Source organism: Hoeflea sp. 108 (genome assembly GCF_000372965.1).
Classification (GTDB): Bacteria; Pseudomonadota; Alphaproteobacteria; order Rhizobiales; family Rhizobiaceae; genus Aminobacter.
The window spans coordinates 1,469,978-1,491,932 of sequence record NZ_KB890024.1; the positions used below are offsets into that span (position 1 = coordinate 1,469,978).

22 protein-coding genes are annotated in these 21,955 nt (G+C 63.1%); 10 read left to right on the plus strand and 12 right to left on the minus strand.

Annotated elements, in window-relative coordinates:
• Positions 1-46 precede the first annotated feature (46 nt).
• Positions 47-1,036, plus strand: a complete 990-nt coding sequence (locus tag B015_RS0107130) for a Stealth CR1 domain-containing protein (RefSeq protein ID WP_018426988.1) — start codon at positions 47-49, stop codon at positions 1,034-1,036.
• Here the strand turns inward: B015_RS0107130 and B015_RS0107135 are convergent.
• On the minus strand, positions 1,020-1,805 hold the full coding sequence (locus B015_RS0107135) for a helix-turn-helix transcriptional regulator (RefSeq protein WP_018426989.1): 786 nt from the start codon (positions 1,803-1,805) through the stop codon (positions 1,020-1,022). The two genes, B015_RS0107130 and B015_RS0107135, sit on opposite strands and share 17 nt — an antisense overlap.
• Before the next feature lie 142 nt (positions 1,806-1,947).
• Between B015_RS0107135 and B015_RS0107140 the strand changes: the two genes are divergently transcribed.
• The gene (locus B015_RS0107140; protein ID WP_040456070.1) at positions 1,948-2,343 is read left to right on the plus strand and encodes a hypothetical protein; all 396 of its coding nucleotides are present in this window, start codon (positions 1,948-1,950) and stop codon (positions 2,341-2,343) included.
• 12 nt (positions 2,344-2,355) lie between these two features.
• Here B015_RS0107140 and B015_RS0107145 read toward each other — a convergent pair whose 3' ends face one another.
• Together B015_RS0107145 and B015_RS0107150 are read right to left on the minus strand one after the other, a co-directional pair.
• Positions 2,356-3,219, minus strand: a complete 864-nt coding sequence (locus B015_RS0107145) for a uracil-DNA glycosylase (RefSeq protein ID WP_018426992.1) — start codon at positions 3,217-3,219, stop codon at positions 2,356-2,358.
• Between the two features lie 36 nt (positions 3,220-3,255).
• Positions 3,256-3,816: a hypothetical protein gene (locus B015_RS0107150; protein ID WP_040456579.1), complete on the minus strand. Its 561-nt coding sequence runs from the start codon at positions 3,814-3,816 to the stop codon at positions 3,256-3,258.
• A 338-nt stretch (positions 3,817-4,154) separates the two neighbouring features.
• Here B015_RS0107150 and B015_RS0107155 point away from each other — a divergent pair, with 338 nt between their 5' ends.
• Positions 4,155-5,837: an electron transfer flavoprotein-ubiquinone oxidoreductase gene (locus tag B015_RS0107155; protein WP_018426994.1), complete on the plus strand. Its 1,683-nt coding sequence runs from the start codon at positions 4,155-4,157 to the stop codon at positions 5,835-5,837.
• Positions 5,838-5,920: 83 nt separating this feature from the next.
• On the opposite strand, the gene B015_RS0107160 is transcribed toward B015_RS0107155, so the two are convergent.
• From B015_RS0107160 to B015_RS33525, 4 genes are all read right to left on the minus strand, one after another.
• Positions 5,921-6,955 (minus strand): endonuclease/exonuclease/phosphatase family protein, encoded by a 1,035-nt coding sequence (locus tag B015_RS0107160; RefSeq protein WP_018426995.1) that lies wholly within the window; start codon positions 6,953-6,955, stop codon positions 5,921-5,923.
• 60 nt (positions 6,956-7,015) lie between these two features.
• A complete protein-coding gene (locus tag B015_RS0107165) occupies positions 7,016-8,515 on the minus strand; it encodes an AMP nucleosidase (RefSeq protein ID WP_018426996.1) in 1,500 nt (499 codons plus the stop codon).
• Positions 8,516-8,583: 68 nt separating this feature from the next.
• Positions 8,584-8,778 (minus strand): hypothetical protein, encoded by a 195-nt coding sequence (locus tag B015_RS0107170; protein ID WP_026226993.1) that lies wholly within the window; start codon positions 8,776-8,778, stop codon positions 8,584-8,586.
• A 47-nt stretch (positions 8,779-8,825) separates the two neighbouring features.
• Entirely contained in the window at positions 8,826-8,996 is a 171-nt protein-coding gene (locus tag B015_RS33525) for a hypothetical protein (RefSeq protein WP_018426998.1), read from the minus strand.
• A gap of 171 nt (positions 8,997-9,167) precedes the next feature.
• On the opposite strand from B015_RS33525, the gene B015_RS0107180 reads away from it, so the two are divergent.
• Positions 9,168-9,884 carry a glutathione S-transferase family protein gene (locus tag B015_RS0107180; protein WP_018426999.1) on the plus strand — a complete coding sequence of 239 codons (717 nt, stop codon included), beginning with the start codon at positions 9,168-9,170 and terminating at the stop codon, positions 9,882-9,884.
• Positions 9,885-9,984: 100 nt separating this feature from the next.
• Here B015_RS0107180 and B015_RS0107185 read toward each other — a convergent pair whose 3' ends face one another.
• Complete coding sequence (locus tag B015_RS0107185; RefSeq protein ID WP_018427000.1) at positions 9,985-10,329, minus strand: DUF2147 domain-containing protein; 345 nt, start codon at positions 10,327-10,329, stop codon at positions 9,985-9,987.
• A 431-nt stretch (positions 10,330-10,760) separates the two neighbouring features.
• Between B015_RS0107185 and B015_RS0107190 the strand changes: the two genes are divergently transcribed.
• The 4 genes from B015_RS0107190 (at position 10,761) to B015_RS0107205 (ending at position 14,627) form a co-directional block, all read left to right on the plus strand.
• On the plus strand, positions 10,761-11,027 hold the full coding sequence (locus B015_RS0107190; RefSeq protein ID WP_018427001.1) for a sel1 repeat family protein: 267 nt from the start codon (positions 10,761-10,763) through the stop codon (positions 11,025-11,027).
• Positions 11,028-11,430: 403 nt separating this feature from the next.
• A complete protein-coding gene (locus B015_RS32120; protein WP_157632694.1) occupies positions 11,431-12,513 on the plus strand; it encodes a DUF1353 domain-containing protein in 1,083 nt (360 codons plus the stop codon).
• A 174-nt stretch (positions 12,514-12,687) separates the two neighbouring features.
• Positions 12,688-13,806 carry an ABC transporter substrate-binding protein gene (locus tag B015_RS0107200; protein ID WP_018427003.1) on the plus strand — a complete coding sequence of 373 codons (1,119 nt, stop codon included), beginning with the start codon at positions 12,688-12,690 and terminating at the stop codon, positions 13,804-13,806.
• A gap of 161 nt (positions 13,807-13,967) precedes the next feature.
• Positions 13,968-14,627: a peroxiredoxin gene (locus B015_RS0107205; protein WP_018427004.1), complete on the plus strand. Its 660-nt coding sequence runs from the start codon at positions 13,968-13,970 to the stop codon at positions 14,625-14,627.
• A gap of 161 nt (positions 14,628-14,788) precedes the next feature.
• On the opposite strand, the gene B015_RS0107210 is transcribed toward B015_RS0107205, so the two are convergent.
• The 3 genes from B015_RS0107210 to B015_RS0107220 form a co-directional block, all read right to left on the minus strand.
• Positions 14,789-15,409, minus strand: a complete 621-nt coding sequence (locus B015_RS0107210; protein WP_018427005.1) for a YitT family protein — start codon at positions 15,407-15,409, stop codon at positions 14,789-14,791.
• Positions 15,410-15,517: 108 nt separating this feature from the next.
• Positions 15,518-17,476: an acetyl/propionyl/methylcrotonyl-CoA carboxylase subunit alpha gene (locus B015_RS0107215; RefSeq protein WP_026226994.1), complete on the minus strand. Its 1,959-nt coding sequence runs from the start codon at positions 17,474-17,476 to the stop codon at positions 15,518-15,520.
• 39 nt (positions 17,477-17,515) lie between these two features.
• Positions 17,516-18,043, minus strand: a complete 528-nt coding sequence (locus tag B015_RS0107220; protein WP_018427007.1) for an O-acetyl-ADP-ribose deacetylase — start codon at positions 18,041-18,043, stop codon at positions 17,516-17,518.
• Positions 18,044-18,192: 149 nt separating this feature from the next.
• On the opposite strand from B015_RS0107220, the gene B015_RS0107225 reads away from it, so the two are divergent.
• Complete coding sequence (locus B015_RS0107225) at positions 18,193-18,747, plus strand: dihydrofolate reductase family protein (protein ID WP_018427008.1); 555 nt, start codon at positions 18,193-18,195, stop codon at positions 18,745-18,747.
• 79 nt (positions 18,748-18,826) lie between these two features.
• Here B015_RS0107225 and B015_RS0107230 read toward each other — a convergent pair whose 3' ends face one another.
• Positions 18,827-20,434, minus strand: a complete 1,608-nt coding sequence (locus B015_RS0107230; protein ID WP_018427009.1) for a carboxyl transferase domain-containing protein — start codon at positions 20,432-20,434, stop codon at positions 18,827-18,829.
• 364 nt (positions 20,435-20,798) lie between these two features.
• Between B015_RS0107230 and B015_RS0107235 the strand changes: the two genes are divergently transcribed.
• Positions 20,799-21,950, plus strand: a complete 1,152-nt coding sequence (locus B015_RS0107235; RefSeq protein WP_018427010.1) for a PcfJ domain-containing protein — start codon at positions 20,799-20,801, stop codon at positions 21,948-21,950.
• The last annotated feature ends 5 nt before the right edge of the window (positions 21,951-21,955 follow it).

Consider the following 21,955-nt stretch of genomic DNA (forward strand, 5'->3'; position numbering starts at 1 on the left):
CCCGCTCCACAACCGAAAGGTCGGCCGCGTCGTGGCCGGAGCGGGCATGGACGAAGCGTTTCCGATCGATGTGGTCATGCCGTGGGTCGATGGCAGCGATCCCGGCCACCGTGCCGAACTCGAGCGACGCTGGCCGTGGCAGCCATGGCTACAGCCGGCGCGCTATCGTTTTCGCGACAATGGCGAGCTGCGCTACGCGCTGCGTTCCATCCAGCTGAACATGCCGTGGGTGCGTACCATCCATCTGGTCACCAACGGCCAGGCGCCGCGCTGGCTCGATCTGGAGCATCCCAAGGTCAATCTCGTCACCCACGACCTCTTTTTCGAAAGGCCCGAGCGGCTGCCGGTGTTCAGCTCGAGCGCCATCGAGGCCAACCTGCACCGCATCGGCCAGGCCGGCGTCGCCAGGCATTTCCTGCTCTTCAACGACGACTTTTTCGTTGGCCAGCCGGTGGATCGCGGGGAATATGTCGGGGCCGACGGCGGCAAGCGGCTGCATGCCCTGCAGTGCGGCTTGCCCGCTTTCAGGTTCGGCGTCGACCGCTACCAGCACACGCTGGCCTTCAATAATTTGCTGCTTTCGGTCGCCTTCCGCCGTCGGAAATGGGCTTATCCGGCCCACGTGCCGCTCTTGATGGACATCGAGGATCTGGACTGGCTGCATCGCCGCTTCCGCGTCTGGCTGCGCCGCACCGCAGGCCATCGCTTCCGCCAGCGCACCGACGCGCTCGCACGCATACTCTACATAAATGCCGTTCCCGAACGTGATCGCAACCGCAGCTCGGGCGCCCGCCTTGTCCGGCTGGACCGGGAACATGTCATCCCGCTGCGCGACGATGTCCAGTTCGGCATGGCGCTGGCGCGTCTGGTCGAGCGACCGCCTCAGTTCTTCTGCCTCAACGACGAGATCGAGGATCACGCCCGTGCCGCCATCCGCGCCATCGAGATGCGGACGGCGTTGGAAACCATCTTTCCCGATCCGGCTCCATTCGAGCTGGACCGCCTACGGCAGCCGCTGACTATTGTCCGGCCCTGAGGTGGGCGGCCGTTTCCTCATCGGCGGGGAAGAAGGATTCAATGGCGATTTCCGACAGCGTCACGTCGAGCGGCGTGCCGAACACGGTCGTCGTGCTGATAAAGGACAATACGACGTCGCCGACACGTATCCTGAGCGGGTGCACGATCGCATTGGCGTTGCCCTGGATCGGCCGGCCCTGGCGGGGGCCGTCGGGATAGCCGAGCAGTTCCGTCTCCAGTGCCTTCAGCACCGGGTCGCCGGCTATGTCATTCTGATGCTTCAGCCGCTCGATCAGGTGCGCTCGCCATTCATGCAGGTTGACGATATACGGCGCCACGCCGTTCGGATGCAGGCTGAGGCGCAGCACATTGACAGGGGCCTCCAGCAGCGACGCATCTTCCACCCCACCCAAAAGCTGGCCGAGCGCGGCATTGCCCTCGATCAGGTTCCAGTGTCGGTCGATGGCAATGGCCGGATAGGGCTCATGGCCCTTCAGCACCATGCGCACTGCGTCCATCGCGGGGGTGAGCGAGGGGTGATCCAGCGGCTTTTCGCTGAAGCTCGGCGCATATCCGGCGGCGAGCAACAGCTGGTTGCGCTGGCGCAGCGGGATCGCAAGCTGCTCGGCGATGTGCAGCACCATGTCACGTGAGGGCAGGGAGCGCCCGCTCTCCATGAAGCTCAGGTGCCGCTGCGAGATTTCGGCCTCCATGGCCAGATCGAGCTGGCTCATGCGCCGTTTTGTGCGCCATTCGCGGATCAGGCCGCCGACCGTGTTTGTGTCCATGCCTGCAATCTAGCGCGACAACTTTCTCGTTTCTATTACCTCAAGCGTAATCGCATCAAGGCTGGCGCAGTGGGATGTTGCCTCAAGGAAGGCGGACGCAGCAAGCGAAGCCTCCGCCAAGACAAACCCAAAGGAGCCTGCCATGACAGTCACCATGTTCCTCCGCAACACGCTTTACCTTGATGCCCTTGCCAGCGGAGCCACAGCACTTTTGATGCTGCTCGGCGCGCCGCTGCTTGCGGGCCTTCTCGAATTGCCCGAGCCGCTGCTGTTCTGGGCCGGCCTGCTGCTCATCCCCTTCGTCGCCATGCTGGTCGTCATAGCCCGGCGTGACAGCGTGCCGCGCGGCCTGCTCCCCGTCATTATCGTACTGAACATGCTCTGGGTAATCGGCAGCTTCGTCCTGCTCTTGTCGGGTGCCGTTGCGCCAAACGCTCTTGGCATCGCCTTCGTGGTAGTCCAGGCACTCGCCGTCGCAGTTTTCGCCGAATTGCAGTTCATTGGAATCCGCCGTGCCGGTACGGTCGCCGTCGCCTGAACCGGTTGCGCCCTACAGGCCGCCGAGTTCCCTCAGCTTGGCCTTGATCTCCAGGAAATCCCGCCACGCAAGTTTCTTGTGGGCGGGATTTCTCAACAGATACGCCGGATGCAGCGTCGGCATGACCGGAATGACCGTTCCGTCGGCCGTCCTGTGCGTCTTCCAGTTACCGCGCAGCCGCAGGATGCCATCGGGCGCGCCGGTCAACAGCTTGGCCGACGGGCCGCCGAGCGACACCAGCACCTTCGGATTGGCGAGCGCGATCTGGCGTTCGATGAACGGCCGGCAGATTTCCGTTTCGTGTGGTGTCGGCGTGCGGTTGCCGGGCGGACGCCAGGGAATGACGTTGGCGATATAGGCCGACTTCCGGTCGAGGCCGATGGCCGTGAGGATGCGGTCGAGCAGCTGGCCCGAGCGGCCGACGAAGGGAAGCCCCTCCAGATCCTCGTCCCGTCCCGGCGCTTCGCCGACCAGCATCAGGTCGGCCTCGGGGTTGCCGTCGGCAAACACCATGCTCTTGGCCGTAGCCTTGAGGTTGCAGCCGTCGAAGCTTTCGAGAATCTGGCGCAACTCGTCGAGAGAGGCGGCTTTCGAGGCGGCCTCGCGTGCCGCGGCAGCCTGCGCTTCATCAGGCACCGCAGCCGCAACGGGCCGTGGCGGCGGCGCAGCAGCTGTTCTGTCGCTCCCAGCGGATACGCCTGGCCGGGAAAGGCCCGGCTGGGCAGCACGCGTCGCCGGCGCTGCCTGTCGCGCCGCCGCGCTTTCGGCGAACCTGTCGATGGGATCGTCGGCCAACGCCTCGTCCACGCCCGCCGCCGCATAGAAGGCGAGCAGATCGCGCAGATCCGGACGTTCATTTCCCGAAATGGAGGCCATGGCTCTTTTTCGGCGTTCGGACGCCGATTTGCAAGTTCACGACGACGGAATGCGCGGGTCCTGCACTATATAAAAGCGCCAGCGCGGCGTGTAGTCGGTGATCAGGAAGTTGAAATCGGCGGCCTCGCCGGGGTCTATCTTGCCTTCGGTATAGCGCAGCCGGTCATAGGGCTCGAAATCCCTGACATATTTGGAGAAGCTGCTCGACGAGATGTTGGCGCTGTCGCCGCGCCTTTGGTCGAAGGACAGGCCATCGCCGAAGTCGCTCGGCTTGCCCTCGATCTCCTGCAGTTCGAACTCGAATTCGATCCATGCCTGGCCGCTGTTGTTGAGCGCCTCGATGCGCATGAACATGATGCCGTTGGCGTACAGCCCGGACGTGTCGAAGGGCCTGATCGGTCGTGTGGTGCGGATGGTCAGCGTCACCGGCGACGACGACTCCAGCTCCTCCCTGATGACAAGCGGGTCCTCGCGCGTGCCGATGCCCGAGACCGAGGTGATGCGGAAGCCGCCGAGCTCGTCTGAAAACGAATAGGCGCCGCTGGTCCAGAGCTTCTGTCCGTCCGCGGTTTCCTGCGAACGACCTTCGCCGGCCAAACACGTCGCAATAAGAAGGGAGACCACCGCCAGCATGTGGCTTGTGGGGCTGAAGCGTTTCAGTCCGGTCTTGCAAGGCACGAATTGGCGCATGAAGAATCAATGGACGAAAAGCGATGGGCAACCTGCCGCCGACACTACCCTGTCACATCGGGGCGGAAAGCGAAATATTTTGACCTTTACGTTAACGTAAGATAATTCTCGACTTGGACGGGCTGCAGCTAGGCCAAACAGCCGATGTGCGGATTGGTCCGGTTTGACGTTTCCGACTGATGCGCTATGCAGCGCGTAGCCAAAAGATTGCCCTTGGGACAGGGTTAGCCAACGCGGAGGGATTGATGAGCGATATCGAGCGCGAGAGCATGGAATTCGACGTTGTCATCGTTGGCGCTGGGCCGGCGGGTCTGGCAGCGGCGATCCGGCTCAAGCAGGTCAATCCCGAGCTCTCCGTGGTCGTGCTCGAAAAGGGCGGCGAGGTCGGAGCCCACATCCTGTCAGGCGCGGTGGTCGACCCGATCGGTATCAACCGCCTGCTGCCCGACTGGCGCGAAGACGCCGACCATCCGTTCAAGACCCCCGTCACCGATGACCATTTCCTGGTGCTCGGGCCGGCAGGTTCGGTCAAGCTGCCGAACATCCTGATGCCGCCGCTGATGAGCAATCACGGCAACTATATCGTCTCGCTCGGCAATGTCTGCCGCTGGCTGGCCACCAAGGCCGAAGCGCTCGGCGTCGAGATCTATCCGGGCTTTGCCGCCGCAGGCCTGCTCTACAATGATGAGGGCGCGGTAACAGGCGTCTACACCGGCGACATGGGCGTCGAACGCGACGGTTCGCACGGTCCGTCCTTCGCTCCTGGTATGGCGCTGATGGGCAAGTATGTGCTGATTGGCGAGGGCGCGCGCGGTTCGCTCGCCAAGCAGCTGATCGCCAAATACGACCTCGGCGCCGGTAAGGAGCCGCAGAAGTTCGGCATCGGCATCAAGGAGCTGTGGCAGGTCGCGCCCGAAAAGCACAAGCCGGGCCTCGTTCAGCACTCCTTCGGCTGGCCGCTCGACATGAAGACCGGCGGCGGCTCGTTCCTCTACCATCTCGAAGACAACATGGTGGCGGTCGGGTTCGTCCTCCACCTCAACTACAAGAACCCGTATCTGTCGCCCTTCGAGGAGTTCCAGCGTTTCAAGACGCATCCGGCGATCCGCGGCACCTTCGAGGGCGGCAAGCGCCTGTCCTATGGCGCCCGCGCCATCACCGAGGGCGGCTACCAGTCGGTGCCGAAGCTGTCGTTCCCCGGCGGCGTGCTGATGGGCTGCTCGGCCGGCCTGGTCAACGTTCCGCGCATCAAGGGTTCGCACAACGCCGTGCTCTCGGGCATGCTTGCTGCCGAACATGTCGCGGAGGCCATCGCCGGCGGCCGCGCCAATGACGAGCTTGCCGCCTACGAAGCGGCCTGGCGCGCCACCGATATCGGCAAGGATTTGAAGAAGGTCCGCAACGTCAAGCCGCTGTGGTCGCGTTTCGGCACCATTCTCGGCGTCGGCCTCGGCGGCCTCGACATGTGGCTCAACACCCTGTTCGGCGTCTCACCCTTCGGCACGCTGAAGCACGGCAAGACGGACGCCCAGTCGCTTGAGCCGGCTTCGAAGCACAAGAAGATCGACTACCCCAAGCCCGATGGCGTTTTGACCTTTGATCGCCTGTCGTCGGTGTTCCTGTCCAACACCAACCATGAGGAGAACCAGCCGGTTCACCTCCAGGTCAAGGATGCGGAACTTCAGAAGCGTTCGGAATACGGCGTTTTTGCCGGGCCTTCGAGCCGCTATTGCCCGGCCGGCGTCTATGAATGGGTCGATGCCGACGGCAATTCGATCGCCGGCGATCCCGGCCATGCGGATGCGAAGTTCGTCATCAACGCGCAGAACTGCGTCCACTGCAAGACCTGCGACATCAAGGATCCCAACCAGAACATCAACTGGGTGCCGCCGCAGGGCGGCGAGGGGCCTGTCTACCCGAACATGTAAGCTGCTCCGCAGCCAATGAACAATTCAACGGCCCGGAGGTCATCGACTTCCGGGCCGTTTCTGTTCGTGGCGAAGATTTTGGTCTAGCCGCGCGGCGCCGGCGGCGTTTCGAGCCGCACCGTCTGCGGTTCGACGTCTTCGGGCTCCGGTACGCTGTCCTTGAAGGAGAATTCCACCAGCAGCGGCCGGTGATCCGAACCGGCGTCGTCGCCCATCTTGACCGAGTGCACCGTAATCTCGCCCTTGGCCATCACATGGTCGATGGTCAGGCCGGCAAAGCGCATGAAGTCGGGCAGCATGAATGTCAGCCATGTGCGCCCGGCCGAGGGCATCAGCGTCATGCCGCCGGCTTCGGCGACGCGGCTGACGGAATTGCTCCAGGGCGTCGCGTTGAAGTCGCCGCCCAGAATGGCGTTCTGGTCTAGCCCGGCCAGAATCGGGCTCAGCGCATCGATCTGGCTCGATTGCTCGAACGGCCAGGGCCAGCCGAGATGCAGGGCGACGACATCGGCGGCGCGACCGCCGAAATCGACTTTGGCGACAGCCAGTGCCCCGCCGCCGTAGCATTGCGGCTCGCTGCCCTCGACGAAGGGCCGGCGCGACAGGATCGCTGCCCCAAACACATTGTTCGGATAAGGGCAAATCATCCGGTAGGGATAGCGCGCAAACAGCGGTTCGAGCTTGCGCGTCCACATCCTCGACACTTCCTCGAAGGTGATCACGTCGGGCTGCATGCGCCCGACCAGCGACAGCACCTTGGCCGGCTCTGCATTGTCGAAGCGCAGGTTCATCTGCAGCATCTTGTAGACAGGGCGGTTGCCCTGGCGTGGCTCGAAGGCCGCGTGCACCGAGCCTATGCCGGGTATGGAAGGCGAGGTCGTGGCAAGGGCTGCAGCCCCGAACACGAGTGCTGTAACCGCGGGCCAGCGCATCGAGGTGGCCAGAAGCGGCAGCGCCGCGACCATCATCAGGACCGCCAGATGCACGCGGAAATGCGCAAACGAATCCAGCGCCGGATGCCAGGCGCCGAAAAAGCCGGCGACCAGCGGAATGGAAATGAGCAGCATCGCCGAAAAACAGGCGATCTTGGCGATCATGAGCAAGGCCGGTGTCGTCATGTCTGCTTCATGGCCGCACAATTGCGGCTCATTGATGATATCGGGTGCCCGTTCCGGGCCCTATTGGAATGCCGTCTCGGCAAAGCTGCGCAGCTTGCGCGAATGCAGCCTTTCATTGGGCATTTCGGCGAGCTTTTCCAGCGCCCGGATGCCGATGGTCAGGTGCTGGGCCACCTGCCGCTTGTAGAACTCCGAGGCCATGCCGGGCAGCTTGAGTTCGCCGTGCAGCGGCTTGTCGGAGACGCACAGCAGCGTGCCGTAGGGCACGCGGAAGCGGAAGCCGTTGGCGGCGATCGTCGCCGATTCCATGTCGAGCGCGATCGCCCGAGACTGCGACAGACGCTGCACCGGCCCGCGCTGGTCGCGCAGTTCCCAGTTGCGGTTGTCGATGGTGGCGACCGTGCCCGTGCGCATGATGCGCTTGAGGTCGTAGCCGGACAGCCCGGTCACCTCGGCGACGGCCTCCTGCAGCGCCACCTGTACCTCGGCCAGTGGTGGGATCGGCACCCACACCGGCAGGTCGTCGTCGAGCACGTGGTCTTCGCGCACATAGGCGTGCGCCAGCACATAGTCGCCCAGCGCCTGGGTGTTGCGTAGGCCGGCGCAGTGGCCGAGCATCAGCCAGGCATGCGGCCTCAGCACCGCGACGTGGTCGGTGATGGTCTTGGCGTTGGAGGGGCCGACGCCGATATTCACCATGGTGATGCCGCCATGGCCCGCCTTCTTCAGGTGATAGGCCGGCATCTGCGGCAGCCGTGGCGGCGGGTTGCCTTCTGATGGCGCACTCTCTCCGGCCTTGGTCACCACGCCGCCCGGTTCGACGAACTCCGTGTAGCCGCCGCCGCCCTTGGCCATCAGCTCGCGGGCAAGCACCACGAACTCGTCGATGTAGAACTGGTAGTTGGTGAACAGCACGAAGTTCTGGAAATGCTGCGGCGTGGTCGCCGTGTAGTGCGCCAGCCGGTGCAGCGAATAGTCGATGCGCTGGGCGGTGAATACTGCCAGCGGTCGCGGCTCGCCCGGCAGAATCTCGAAGGTGCCGTTGGCGATGTGGTCGTCGGTACCATCGAGGTCGGGCACATCGAACAGGTCGCGGATCGGGCGCTGGATGCGCTCGGCGACGGCCGCGTCGACATGGGTGCCCTCGAGGAAGGCGAAATGCAGCGGGATTGGCGTCGAGGATTCCGACACGGTGACCGAGACGCCGTGATTGCGCATGATCAGCTTCAGCTGCTCGACCAGGTAGCTCTCGAACAGGTCGGGCCGGGTGATCGTGGTGGTGAACAGGCCGGGCGTCGGCATGTGGCCGTAAGCCTGGCGGGAATCGACCTGCGAATAGGACGAGGTGACGACGCCGACCTCAGGATAGCAGGCCCGGAAACGCTGCGGCGGCGTGCCGTGCGCGAGCGATGCAAATGCGTCGCGCAGGAAGGCCGTGTTGCGGTCGTAGAGCTGCTGGAGCGCCTTCACTGCCTCATGGGCGTCGGTGAAGCTCTGCCGGGAATAAGGCTCCGGCGTGGTGATGGATTCGATGGGTTCAGGATAGATTCGCTTTTCCATGACCCATTATAGAGATCAATTGTGACGGTTGGGAGAGGTTCGTATTACAGCCTCGCCAAATCGTCGCGTCAGGCCCGCTGCAGGCTGACCAACAGCACGAAACCGACGCCGTTCTTGCGTGCGGCTGGCGCTTCGATGGTATTGCCGGCGTCGCCGCGCAGCTGCGGCACGGCGAGAACGGGGGCAGCCAGAACGAGCAGGATGAGCGCCGCCCGCAAGGCGATACGAACCATGTTTGCGATGTGGGAAGCGGGGCGGGTCATCGGCGTTTCTTCTTTTCGTGCTGGAGCGGATCGGTCTCTTTTGTCGGTTAGTGTCTCAAGGGCGGCTTGCAGTTCATGTTTTCTTCGAACACGCAGGGCACCACGCTGCCGATTTCCCAGGAATGGGCCGGACGGCTCACCTCGGCGACGAGGGTTGCGAAGGCGATGCCAAACAGGGCGCTGAGCAGGCATACGATGGTGAAGCGACGAGCAAGCATTGGTGTATCCCCTTCGATGGAGCGGAATATGCCAAAGCCCTGCTGAACGGGTTCTGAGACCTCCGTTCATCCTCGGTTCAAATCTATTGACGGTCTTTAACAGGGGCTCAGGGTTGCGTTCCGGCCACCCGCACATATCTCCTGTGCAGTGCACAACACGGAGAGTTCGGAATGACCACGCAGACTTTGCCGATCGACCTCTATTATTGGCCGACGCCCAACGGCTGGAAGATTTCGATCATGCTGGAGGAACTTGGCGTTCCCTACACGATCAAATACGTCAACATCGGCAAGGGCGAGCAGTTCGAGCCGTCATTCCTGAAGATCGCGCCCAACAACCGTATGCCGGCGATCGTCGATCCGGAAGGTCCGGCCGTCGACGGCAAGGCAGCGCCCATCTCCATCTTCGAGTCAGGGGCGATCCTGCAATATCTCGGCCGCAAGTTCGGCAAATTCTATCCGGCCGACGAGCGCACGCGTGTCGAGGTCGACCAGTGGCTGTTCTGGCAGGTCGGTGGCCTCGGCCCTATGGCCGGCCAGGCCCATCACTTCCGGCAATATGCGCCCGAAAAGATCGGCTATGCCGTCGACCGCTACACCAACGAGGTCAACCGCCTCTACGGTGTGATGAACAAGCGCCTCGCCGATCGCGAATTCCTGGCTGGCGATTATTCGATTGCCGACATGGCAGCGCTTGGCTGGGTGAAGCCGTACAAGAACCAGGGCCAGGACATCGAGGACTTCCCGCACCTCAAGCGCTGGTTTGAAACGCTGCTGGCCCGTCCGGCCGTTGTCCGCGGCATCGCCGTGGGTGAAGACCACCGCCGCAATCTCGCCGACGACAAGGAAGCCCAGAAGGTGCTGTTCGGTCAGCGAGCGAGGGCGTGAAAACAGCGAATAGGGAGTAGTGGGTGGCGAACAGGGAACACGTGGCGTCGAAGCCCTCGGTCTTCCCCTCTATTCGCTACTCACTACTCCCTATTCGATCTTACAGCTTCGTCCAGTTCTGGCTCTTGCAGATGAGGCCGCCGAGCACGCAGCCCTTCATCTTCAGGTTCGAGCCGGCCACCGAGGCCTTGCCGGTATAGGTCTTGTCATTGGCGGGGTCGGTGATCTTGCCCGAATAGGCATTGCCGCCGTCCGCGTTGAAGGTGCCGATCTGCTTGCCGGCGTGCTTGCCGTCTTTCAGCGTGATGCAGAAGCCGCTGCCGCACGTTGCGATCGCGGCCGTCGAGCCGGCTTCCGTCTTCCAGTTGCCTTCGATCGGATCGGCATAGGCCGCGCCCGCCAGCATCAGGGTAGCCGCAACGGCCATGCTCATCTTGCGAAACATTGAAGTCCTCCCGGTTGGTGTCACAGGCGTCTCCCCCGCGTGACGTTTACGCAAACGTAAGCGTAATGCAGCCTTCGCCAAAACAAAAGCGGTGTCGCTGGGGAAGTTGCCGGCTTTTTTCTGGCCCGAAAAAGTCCCTTTCGCCGCCGAAAGTTCATCTCCCACCATCAGCGGATGTCGGGCGTGGTTATCAAAGACTTAGCCGCAGACAGGCGAATTTTCATCGCATTTTCTTCAAATCCCAGGCAGCCCAAGGCTTCCTATCCTTAACGAAATCCAAGCTTTACCCTTTGTTTTGACTTTGTTTTCTTCGGGTTAAGCAAGCCATTTAACGGCAGATTCAAGGCTCCCCGGCATCTTCGGAAGCATCGAAGGGCGGCTCCTGGTGACCCAGGCAGGCCCGCTCCAGGAGACGGACAGGGGACAAGAAAATGGCACGTTTCGAAATCTTTGAAGCCGGCTTTGGCGCGATGGGCACCACCGCTCAGGCTGATATTCTGCTGGAATTGGGCATGATGTATGCCACCGGCCGCGACTGCGACATCGACGTGGTTGCCGCCCACAAGTGGTTCAACATCGCCGCCATCAAGGGCTCGGCCCGCGCTGCTGAACTGCGCTCGGAGCTGTCGGTCACGATGTCCAAGACCGACATCGTCAAGGCGCTGCGCGAAGCGCGCGAATGGATGACGATGCACTAGTGCATGCCCCGAAAATCGCTTGGATTTTCGGAACGGATCATGCACCAGCAAGACAAGATTTCTTCGGGGGAAGAACGGGGACGCCGGGATGGCAGCCCCCAACAACAGAAGCGCGACGGCTTGAAGGACGGGCAAGGCGCGCCAGGGACATGATCTCCAGCATGTCCCCACCAATTGGACAGAGCAGTTAGACAGGGCAGGCGAACTTCCGACGGGCCGAAGATGCTCGCGGGAACTCTCCACGAAAAAAGCCGCGACCGATCGAGACAAGATCGGCGCGGCTTTTTCGTTGTTGCTGAAACATGCTATCGTTTGCTTTGCAAAATCAGCAAAAATGGGGGGTGGCATGCGCAGGACTTTGCTTCGCAGTTCGACTACGCTCATACTCTTGCTTGCAGCCGATATGTCCTGGGCCCAGGACTACTATGGCAAGTTCATCGATCTTCCGATCGGGCTGGAAAACCGGACGGATGCCTCGCCAAAGCCGTTCAGGACCACCAAGGCTGTCAACTTCGATGACCCGAACGGACTTCGCTGGACCGTGCCGGCGGGAAGCTACACCGATGGCGCGACCATTCCCTGGCTGTTCGAGCTGATCGTCGGCGACAACTATGACGGTCCGTATTTCCCGGCGTCGATCGTCCATGACTATTATTGCTGCACCCAAACGCGCACCGCACACGACACGCACCGCAATTTCTATTACGCGATGCTGGCCAACAACACGCCGTCCTGGCAGGCGTGGCTCATGTATTCGGCCGTCAGGCTCGGCGGTCCAGACTGGTCGTTGACGCAGCAGTCGCTCGCCAACGACGGCACCAACTGTTTCGACGAGCTCGGCTCGCTTCTGCCATCGACGGACGCCGGTCCGAAGCCCGCCGCCGCGCCTGCTCCCCAGATGTCTTCCCCGTCCCGAAAATTCGACATCTTCATCAGGGCGGCGGCCCTGGCGCAGGACCAGCGCGACACATTCCTCGTCAGCAAGCTGATGGCGATCGCCAAGACGCTGCAGGATACCGACGGCAAGGTTATCGACCTGACGGCGACGGGCGAGATCCCGGCAACCTTCGAAGGCGTCGAGCAGCTCAAGGCCATGGTCGACGGGGCGACGACCTTCGCCGGCTACAGCCCGACCGAGGCCCGCACCAACTTCACCGATTTCGGCCTGCTGGTGCCGATCGAAGGCAACTCCCAGCAGGTCGTGGCCAGCGTCAAGGCGGAGGGCGGGCTGGTCAAGACCACAGGCGGCTGGAAGGCTGTCGAGCTCAGCAACATCGGCATCGCCCAGGAGACCCTGCCGAAGATGCTGCCGGACACCTATCTGGTGGAGGCGTCCCAGATGAACGGCCTGAAAGGCACCGGGATCGAGTGGGCTGCCACCAGGACCGTGGCCGAGCGGGATCAGTGGAACAAGGTCATCGAGGCCGACCGCAGCTACCAGAACTGGCTGACTTCGCCCAACGTCCTCAGGCCGCAGGGTGGCTGACGCCAGACGTTGCCATTCCGCCAGTTACGTGATTGTCTCCGTACATGTGTGTCGATACAGGCACAATGGCTTGCTGCCCATGCTCCAAGAGGGGCACTGGCGCAGGCGAAAAGCATTGGATATCTGGGCTAGCGGCGCGATTCCTGACGTCAGGCGCGTCCACAGGGAGGGAATATGCATCTGAAACGTACTGTTGGCGCGTTGCTCGCGCTGTCGCTGAGCGCCGGTGTGGCCTTCGCCGAGGACATCACCTTTGCCGTCGTCGGTCCGATGACCGGCCAGCTCGCCAATATCGGCGACCAGTTCAAGCAGGGTGCCGAGGCTGCCGCTAAGGCCATCAATGAGAAGGGCGGCGTTCTTGGCCGCCAGATCAAGCTGTCGATCGAAGACGACGTCTGCGATCCCAAGCAGGCCGTTTCGGTCGCCAACCGCATCGTTGCCAACGGCATCAAGTTCGTCGATGGCCACGCCTGCTCGGGCTCGAGCATTCCGGCCTCGGCTGTCTACGCCGAGAGCGGCGCGCTGATGATGAGCCCGGCCTCGTCCAATCCGGTCATGACCGATGATGCCGCCGCCAAGGGTTGGCCGACGATCATGCGCCTCTACACCCGTGACGACGCCCAGGGCGCCTTCATCGGCCCGTGGATCGCCAAGAAGTATGCCGGCAAGAACGTCGTCATCCTTCATGACAAGAGCGCCTACGGCCAGGGCGTGGCCGATGCCGTCCGCAAGACGATGAACGAAAACGGCCTCAAGGAAATCCTCTATGAAGGCCTGAACGCCGGCGAAAAGGACTATTCGGCGCTCGTCACCAAGCTCAAGGAACTCAAGGCCGACGTCGTCTATTTCGGCGGCTACCACCCCGAAGCTGGCCTGATGCTGCGCCAGTCGGCCGAGCAGAACTTCAAATATCAGCTGATCATGCCCGACTCGATCGCGTCGCCCGAATTCTGGCAGATCGCCGGTCCTGCCGGCGAGGGCACGATGTTCGTGTTCCCGTCCGACCCGCAGGCCAAGCCTGAGGCCAAGGAAGCGGTCGAGAAGATCAAGGCCGGCGGCTTCGTGCCGGAAGGCTTCACGCTCTTCTCCTACGCCGTCGTCCAGGCCTTCGCCCAGGGCATCGAGCGCGCCGGCACCGACGACCCGATGAAGGTCGCCGAAGTCCTCAAGAACGGCGAGCCGATCCATACTGTTGTCGGCGATGTCGTCTTTGACGAAAAGGGCGATCTCAAGAACGCCAGCTACGACATCAACCAGTGGCACGACGGCAAGTACGCGCCGATCGCGCAGTAAGCTTTTTCTGCAAAAGCTGGATTTGTTGCAATGGCCGGGCTCGTCCCGGCCATTGTCGTTTTGGGTGGGCTGGAGCACAATGCCGGAAACGCGCTTCTAGGCAGGGTTGCGGCCGTTCGGCTGGTGCGGGGGCGTGTTTGCCATCAAGGGAGTATCCGAACATGAGTCTTCGTATCAACGACACCGCCCCGGATTTTAAGGCCGACACCACTGACGGGCCGATCAGCTTCCACGACTGGATCGGCGACGGCTACGCGGTCCTGTTCTCCCATCCGAAGGATTTCACGCCGGTTTGCACCACCGAACTCGGCTACATGGCCGGGCTCAAGGCCGACTTCGCCAAGCGCAACGCCAAGATGATCGGCATCTCGGTCGATCCGGTCGAGAACCATCACAAATGGAAGGCCGATATCGAGAAGCTGTCGGGCAACAAGGTCGACTATCCGATGATCGGCGACCCGACGCTTGCCGTCGCCAAGCTCTACGACATGCTGCCGGCCAGCGCCGGCGACAGCTCCGAGGGCCGCACCCCTGCCGACAACGCCACCGTGCGATCGGTCTTCGTCATCGGCCCCGATAAGAAGATCAAGCTGACGCTGACCTACCCAATGTCCACCGGCCGCAACTTCGATGAGATCCTGCGCGCCCTGGACTCGATCCAGCTCACCGCCAAGTACCAGGTGGCGACGCCGGTACAGTGGAAACAGGGCGACGACGTCATCGTCACCGCCGCCGTGTCGGACGAGGACGCCATCAAGCGTTTCGGTTCGTTCGAGCGCGTGCTGCCCTACCTCAGGAAGACCAAGCAGCCGACGGCCTGAGCCACTTCAGCGCCTGTGATCGAAGGCCGCGCCACGCGCGGCCTTTTGCTTGTCTAGAGCAACTCCACGAAAAGTGCGCAGCGGTTTTCCGTCCGGAATTGCGCAAAAACAAAGAGATAGAGGGATTCCGCGATTTGAAGAAAAGCGGAAGCGCTCTAGCGTCAGCTCATGCCGACATAGCGGCCCGGACGGTGATTGATGGCGATGATCAGGTTCAGCACCGCAGCGCCCGCCACCGACAGCGCGACATTTGTCCAGTCGAGATAAAACAGCGAGACCACCAGGATGACGAGATCGACGCCGAGCTGGAAGTAGCCGGCGCGGATGCCGAAATTGTCCTGCAAATAGAGCGCCAGGATATTGAAGCCACCGAGCCCGGCGCGGTGACGAAACAGAACCAGCAGCCCCATGCCCATCAGGCCGCCGCCAGCAACCGCGGCATAGAGAGGGTTGATTTCGGCGATGCTGATCCAGTCGGGCGTCAGCCGCGACAGAACCGAAATCAGCGCCACAGCGGCAAAGGTGCGCAGCGTGAACGGCCATCCCATGCGCTTCACCGCGAGATAGTAGAAGGGCAGGTTGATGACGAAGAACACCGTGCCGAAGCCGTAGCCCGTCACATACTGGATCAGCAGCGCAAGCCCTGCCGAACTGCCGGTTATCAGCCCCGCATGGGTGTAGAGCACCAACCCCAGCGCCACCAGCATGGTGCCGGTGAGCAGGGCCAGCACGTCCTCGTATTGGCGGTGCGGAAGGGCGTCACTTTTGTCGATATTGGTCACTGCGCTTGCCTGATGATGTCTGCTGCGTCGCAGCAATAAGGCACAGGCCCGAAAATCGGTACCGAATTCCGGGCCGGTCTGTCATGCGCAAGACGCAATGGTTGTCGGCTAGTCCTCGAAGCGCACCAGCACCGTGCCGTCGGTCACCTGCGCGCCCTCGGTGGCGATCTCCTGGATCACGCCGTCATGGGTAGCGGCGATGGTGTGCTCCATCTTCATCGCCTCCAGCACCAATAGCGGCTGGCCCTTGCTCACCTTGTCGCCCTTGGCAGCACGCACCAGCTTGACCAACCCGGGCATCGGCGCGCGCATGCTCGACGTGCCTTCGCCGATTTCGGCGGCGCGGGCGAAGGGATCGCTGATGGCGAAGTCAAAGGAGCGGCCGTTCTCGAACACGGTGACATGCCCCGGCCACACAGCCACGGTGGCACCAGCAGTGTCGTTGACACCGGCCTTGAGCACAAACCCGTCGCTGCCCTCTGATGTCACCTCGAAACGGCCGTCCGGCCGTGCCGCGACGTGGGCGACGATGTCGGTGCTGCCATAGGCAAGCGAAACGCGCCGCGACATCGGGTTGAAATGGGCATAGCCCGGCAGGCTGGCCCAAGGGTTGTTTTCCGCTTCCAGCGCCTTCGCCCCGCTTGCTGCAAGTGCTGCCAGCGCAACCGCCCGGCCGCTCGGCACCGCAGTCGTCGTCAGCGCCTCCTGCTTGCGGCCAATCAGGCCGGTGTCGACATCGCCGGAGGCAAAGTCCGCATCGGTGGCGAGTGCCGCGAGGAACGTGGCGTTGGTCACGCAGCCCGCTACCTCCGTCCGCTGCACCGCTTGAGCAAGTGCTGCCAGCGCCGTTGCGCGGTCAGGTCCATGCGTCACCAGCTTGGCGATCATCGGGTCGTAGTAGGGCGGGATGGCATCGCCTTGGCGCACGCCGGTTTCAACCCGCAATGCGGTTCCGGGCGCCGCCTCCGTCGGGAAGCTGAGATGGTGCAGCGTGCCGATCGCCGGCAGGAACCCCTTGGCCGGATCCTCGGCATACAGCCGCGCCTCGAAGGCGTGGCCGGAGAGCGTGATGTCATCCTGCGTTGCAGGCAGCACTTCGCCGGAAGCGACGCGCAGCTGCCATTCAACGAGATCGACGCCGGTCACCATCTCGGTCACCGGATGCTCGACCTGTAGGCGCGTGTTCATCTCCATGAACCAGAACCGGTCGGGCTTCAGCCCATCCGAGGCATCGATGATGAATTCGATTGTACCCGCGCCCGAATAGTTGATTGCCTTGGCGGCTTTCACGGCGGCGTTGGTCATCGCCGCGCGCAGCTCGGCCGTCATGCCGGGAGCAGGGGCCTCCTCGATCACCTTCTGGTGGCGGCGCTGGGCCGAGCAGTCGCGCTCGAACAGGTGCACGGCGTTGCCAAAATTGTCGCCGAACACCTGCACCTCGATATGGCGCGGCTTGTCGACATATTTCTCGACCAGCACCCGGTCGTCGCCGAAGGCTGCCTTGGCCTCGCGCCGTGCCCCCGACAGCGCGTCGGCGAAATCGTCGGGATGGTCGACGCGGCGCATGCCCTTTCCGCCGCCGCCGGCACGCGCCTTGATCAGCACGGGATAGCCGATCTCGCGCGCCTTGCTGGCAAGGATGACGATCTCCTGCGCTTCGCCGTGATAGCCGGGCACAACAGGTACGCCGGCCTTTTCCATCAGCCGCTTGGCCGCATCCTTCAGCCCCATGGCGCGGATCGAGGCCGCCGACGGGCCGATGAAGACCAGCCCTGCCGCCGTCACCTGGTCGACAAAATCTGGGTTTTCCGACAGGAAGCCATAACCCGGATGGATGGCTTCCGCGCCCGTCGCCTTGGCAGCCGCGATGATGACGTCGCCGCGGAGATAGCTTTCTGCCACGGGAGAGGGGCCGATATGCACGGCCTCGTCGGCCATCGCCACGTGCAGTGCGCGCGCATCCGCATCCGAACAGACGGCCACCGTCTTCACGCCCAGCTTGCGGGCGGTTCGGATGACACGGCAGGCGATCTCGCCCCGGTTGGCGATGAGGATTTTCGAGAACATCATTCCCCCGAAATGAAGTGAAGCAACAAAAGGAGCGCGCTAGTCATGCTCGCTCCCAAGAGCGGCAAGTGCTGCGCGATGAAGAGCGGCGGCGTCCGGCGAGAAGCAGCACAAGGTGACATGCGACGGCTTGGCCGATTCTTTCAGGAATGCGGCAACCGTGCCAACGGCGATCTTTGCAGCCGCCTCCGCCGGAAAACGATAGACGCCGGTCGAGATGGACGGAAAAGCGATCGTATCAAGCGCGTGCTTCGCTGCGAGTTGAAGTGAGGTGGCGTAGCAAGAGGCCAGGAGCGCGTGCTCACTGCTCTTGCCACCGTTCCACACGGGGCCAACCGTATGGATGATGAACTTGGCGGGGAGCCGGTAGCCCTTGGTCATCTTGGCTTCGCCGACCTTGCAGCCATTCAGCATCCGGCATTCAAACTCCAGATCGGGGCCTGCGGCCCGGTGGATCGCGCCGTCGACGCCTCCGCCGCCCAACAGCGACGAGTTGGCTGCGTTGACGATGGCGTCGACGTCGAGCGTGGTGATGTCGGCGACGATGATCGAGACGCGCTGTGTCATGCGGCCCGTGCCTCCCGGGCGCCACAATGGGGTGCACGAACTTCACGCTGACACCCGATGTCGGCAGTGAAAAGCAAAACTGATTGCAAAAATGGATCGGTTATGCGATCCAGCAACCGGTTGCAATTTGAAAGCATAAGGGAGCCAGCATGTGCAAGATTATCGCCTGGAACCTGATGACCCTCGATGGCTACTTCGAGGGGACCAGCCCCTGGGACCTCGCCTTCCACACTAGCGTCTGGGGTGAAGAGCTCGAGGCCTTCTCGCTGGAACAGGGCGCCGATATCGGTGCGCTGCTGTTCGGCCGCAAGACCTATGAAGGCATGGCGAGCTACTGGTCCAAGGAAACCGGCGCCATCGCCGACATGATGAACGGCCTCGAAAAGATCGTCGCCTCGCGCACGCTGAAGGAGGCGGCCTGGAACAACAGCCGCCTGCTCGACGGTGCCGTGCCCGAAGCGATCGAGCGGCTCAAGCGCGAGCCCGGCAAGGACGTCTATGTCTTCGGCAGCGCCGACCTGCTCGACAGCTTGCTCTCCCATGGCCTCGTCGACGAATACCGGCTTTGCCTCGCCCCCGTCGTGCTCGGCGCCGGCAACCCGCTGTTCAAGCCCGGCCGCGGGCTCGCCATGAAGCTCGGCAAGACCACGCCGCTCAAGACGGGTGGCGTCATCCTGCACTATCTGCCGCAGGCGGCTGGCTGAACCGTAATGTTGCGGGCGGTCGCTCAAAGCTCCTGCATCCTTCCCCGAAGTGCCGCTCCACGTGGGTGCGGCACTTCCGTCACATCCTAAACACGCCGAATTTGGTGTCGCCGACCGGCGCGTTGAGCGCCGCAGACAGGCTGAGCGCCAGCACCTCGCGCGTCCTCGCCGGGTCGATGATTCCGTCGTCCCACAGCCGCGCCGACGAATAGAGCGGGTGTCCCTCGCGCTCGTATTTCTCAAGGATCGGGGCGCGGAACTCGGCCTCTTCCTCTTTCGACCAGGTGCCGCCCTTGCGTTCAATGCCCTCGCGCTTGACCATGGCAAGCACGGTCGCCGCCTGCTCGCCGCCCATGACGGAGATGCGGGCGTTCGGCCACATCCACAGGAAACGGGGCGAGTAGGCGCGGCCACACATGCCGTAATTGCCGGCGCCGAACGAGCCGCCGATGATGATGGTCACCTTCGGCACCTGCGCGGTCGCCACTGCCGTCACCAGCTTGGCGCCGTCCTTGGCGATGCCGCCGGCCTCGTATTTTGCGCCGACCATGAAGCCGGTGATGTTCTGCAGGAACACCAGCGGGATCTTGCGCTGGCAGCACAGTTCGATGAAATGCGCGCCCTTCAGCGCGCTCTCCGAAAACAGCACGCCGTTGTTGGCGATGATGCCGACAGGCATACCGTGGATATGGGCAAAGCCCGTCACCAGGGTCGTGCCGTAGTTCTGCTTGAACTCGTCGAACTCCGAGCCGTCGACCGTGCGCGCAATCACCTCGCGCACGTCATAGGGCTGTCTTAGGTCGGCGGGGATGACGCCATAGACCTCTTCCGGCGCATGAACCGGCGGAATCGATTTCTGCAAGACGAGCCCGATGTCTTTCTTCCGATTCAGGTTTTTGACGATACGCCTGACGATCGCCAGGGCGTGCTCATCGTCGACGGCATAGTGGTCGGCGACACCTGATACCCGTGTGTGCAGGTCCGCCCCGCCAAGCTCTTCGGCACTCACATCCTCGCCCGTTGCCGCCTTCACCAAGGGCGGACCTGCAAGAAAGATGGTCGCCTGGTTTCGCACCATGACAGTCTCGTCCGACATCGCCGGCACATAGGCACCGCCCGCGGTGCACGAGCCCATCACGCAGGCGATCTGCGGAATGCCCGCCGCCGACATGTTGGCCTGGTTGAAGAAGATGCGGCCGAAATGGTCGCGGTCGGGGAAAACCTCATCCTGGTTGGGCAGGTTGGCTCCGCCGGAATCGACAAGGTAGATGCAGGGCAGATTGTTCTGCAGCGCGATCTCCTGCGCCCTAAGATGCTTCTTCACCGTCATCGGATAATAGGTGCCGCCTTTCACCGTGGCGTCGTTGACGACGATCATCACCTCTGTGCCCTCGACCCGGCCGATGCCGGCGATCACGCCCGCCGACGCGATGTCGCCGCCATAGAGTCCCCACGCCGCGAACTGGCCGACCTCGAGGAAAGGCGAGCCAGCATCCAGCAACTGTGCCAGCCTTTCACGTGGCAGGAGCTTGCCGCGCGAAGTATGTCGCTTGCGGGCATCTTCCGTGCCGCCGAGCTCGACATGTCGGGCCTTCTCCTTGATGTCGGCCACCAGCCCGCGCAGCCGCGCCGCATTGACCTTGAAGCTTTCGGAGGAGGGGGACAGCTGGGAATGAAGTGTCGGCATTTTTCCTCGTCTTTCCTTCAATATCACCAGCGCCGGGCAGGCGCGGCCGCCCGGTGACAGGCGCTGGGTGTAGGCGCGCTACTTGCCCGCAAGCTCATGGTCGAACGGCATCGAGTCGAGATTGAGTCCGTCGTAAAACCATCGGGCGCGATCGGGCCAGGCCCCTGATGCATCCCTGCCACACTGTATCGCTCTCGACATTCCCATGCGTCAACATGACTTGCGTCCTGCAATCCCTGCGACTATGTAGCCCGCCCATTCAACCCAAGGAGGTCTGTCATGTCAGCGCGATCGAAATCGACACATTCCGTGCCGGTTGTCGCTTTGCGCCCGGCTGACAGGTTCTCGATGAGGTTGAACGGCTATGGCACGTTCCAGAATAAGGCGCCGGCACGAAGCCGAGCGCGAACGAATTGCTGCTTATGAAGCGACGCTCAGGCAGGTCGTCCGACCGCTTCGCCAGCCGCCCGATTTCAAGCGGGCGCTGGACGAGGCGTTCGCCGGCTTTGGCAACGCCATCCGCCACCGCGACGCCTGGCATCCGCAGCTCAAGACGCGTGACCCCGGACGGCTGCGGCTGGCTGCCGCGCGCCATCTTTTCGCGGTCTACCCCGTGGCGGCACATCTCGAGCACATCTGGCTCGACGGCGGCGGCCTCGACGCCAACGAGATCAGGCTGCGCAAGCGCTGGTATGTCGCCGCGGCCGGCGGACAGTCGCTGTACAAGGCCGGCGCCGGCGAGTGGCTGACGCGCAAGGAGGTCCATTGCTTCCTCAACCCGCCGGCGGTGCTCGACTTCTGCGAGACCTTCTGGCTGGCGATCGCACGCACCTATGCCGACGATCTCGGCGTCGCCCAGCGCATTGCCCGATCGAAGATCTCGCGCACGCCGAGAGGCGAGCTTGCCTTTTGGCGGGAGGCGGCGCGCTTCTTTGTCGTCAATCCGCTGCCGGTCGAAGAGATCGACGACCTCTGCGACTATCTCGCGGCGCGTCTCGAGCGCGACCGGCAATACAGCCTGCGCGGGCGCACGCTGGCCTCGCTGGAGCGCCAGATGCGGGACTGGCACCGTGACATCGCGATGGTCGCCCGCATCAGGGCTGCCCAACGGCAGGCCGAGATCCGGCGAGGCAGCAATGGTCAGGACGAAGGCGGCTGGGCCGGCTCGCCGCTTGCCAACTGGTCCTGGCGTCCAAGCGACAGAAAGGCCAGCACCCGTGGCGAGGAGTTCGCGGTGGTGCAGATCACCAAGGCGGACGACCTCGTCGCCGAAAGCCGAGCCATGCATCACTGCGTCTGGACCTATGCCGCAAAATGCATCGCCGGCCATGCCTCCATCTGGTCGTTGCGGCGGAAGGGCGTCGGTCGGGCGGATCGCATGCTGACGATCGAGCTCGACCCGCGCAACCGCGCCGTCCAGGTCCGCGGCTTCGGCAACCGGACGGCCAGGCAGGACGAACTGCAGATTCTTGGGCGCTGGGCGCAGGCGAGGGGGGTGACGCTTGTCGAGCATTGAAAATC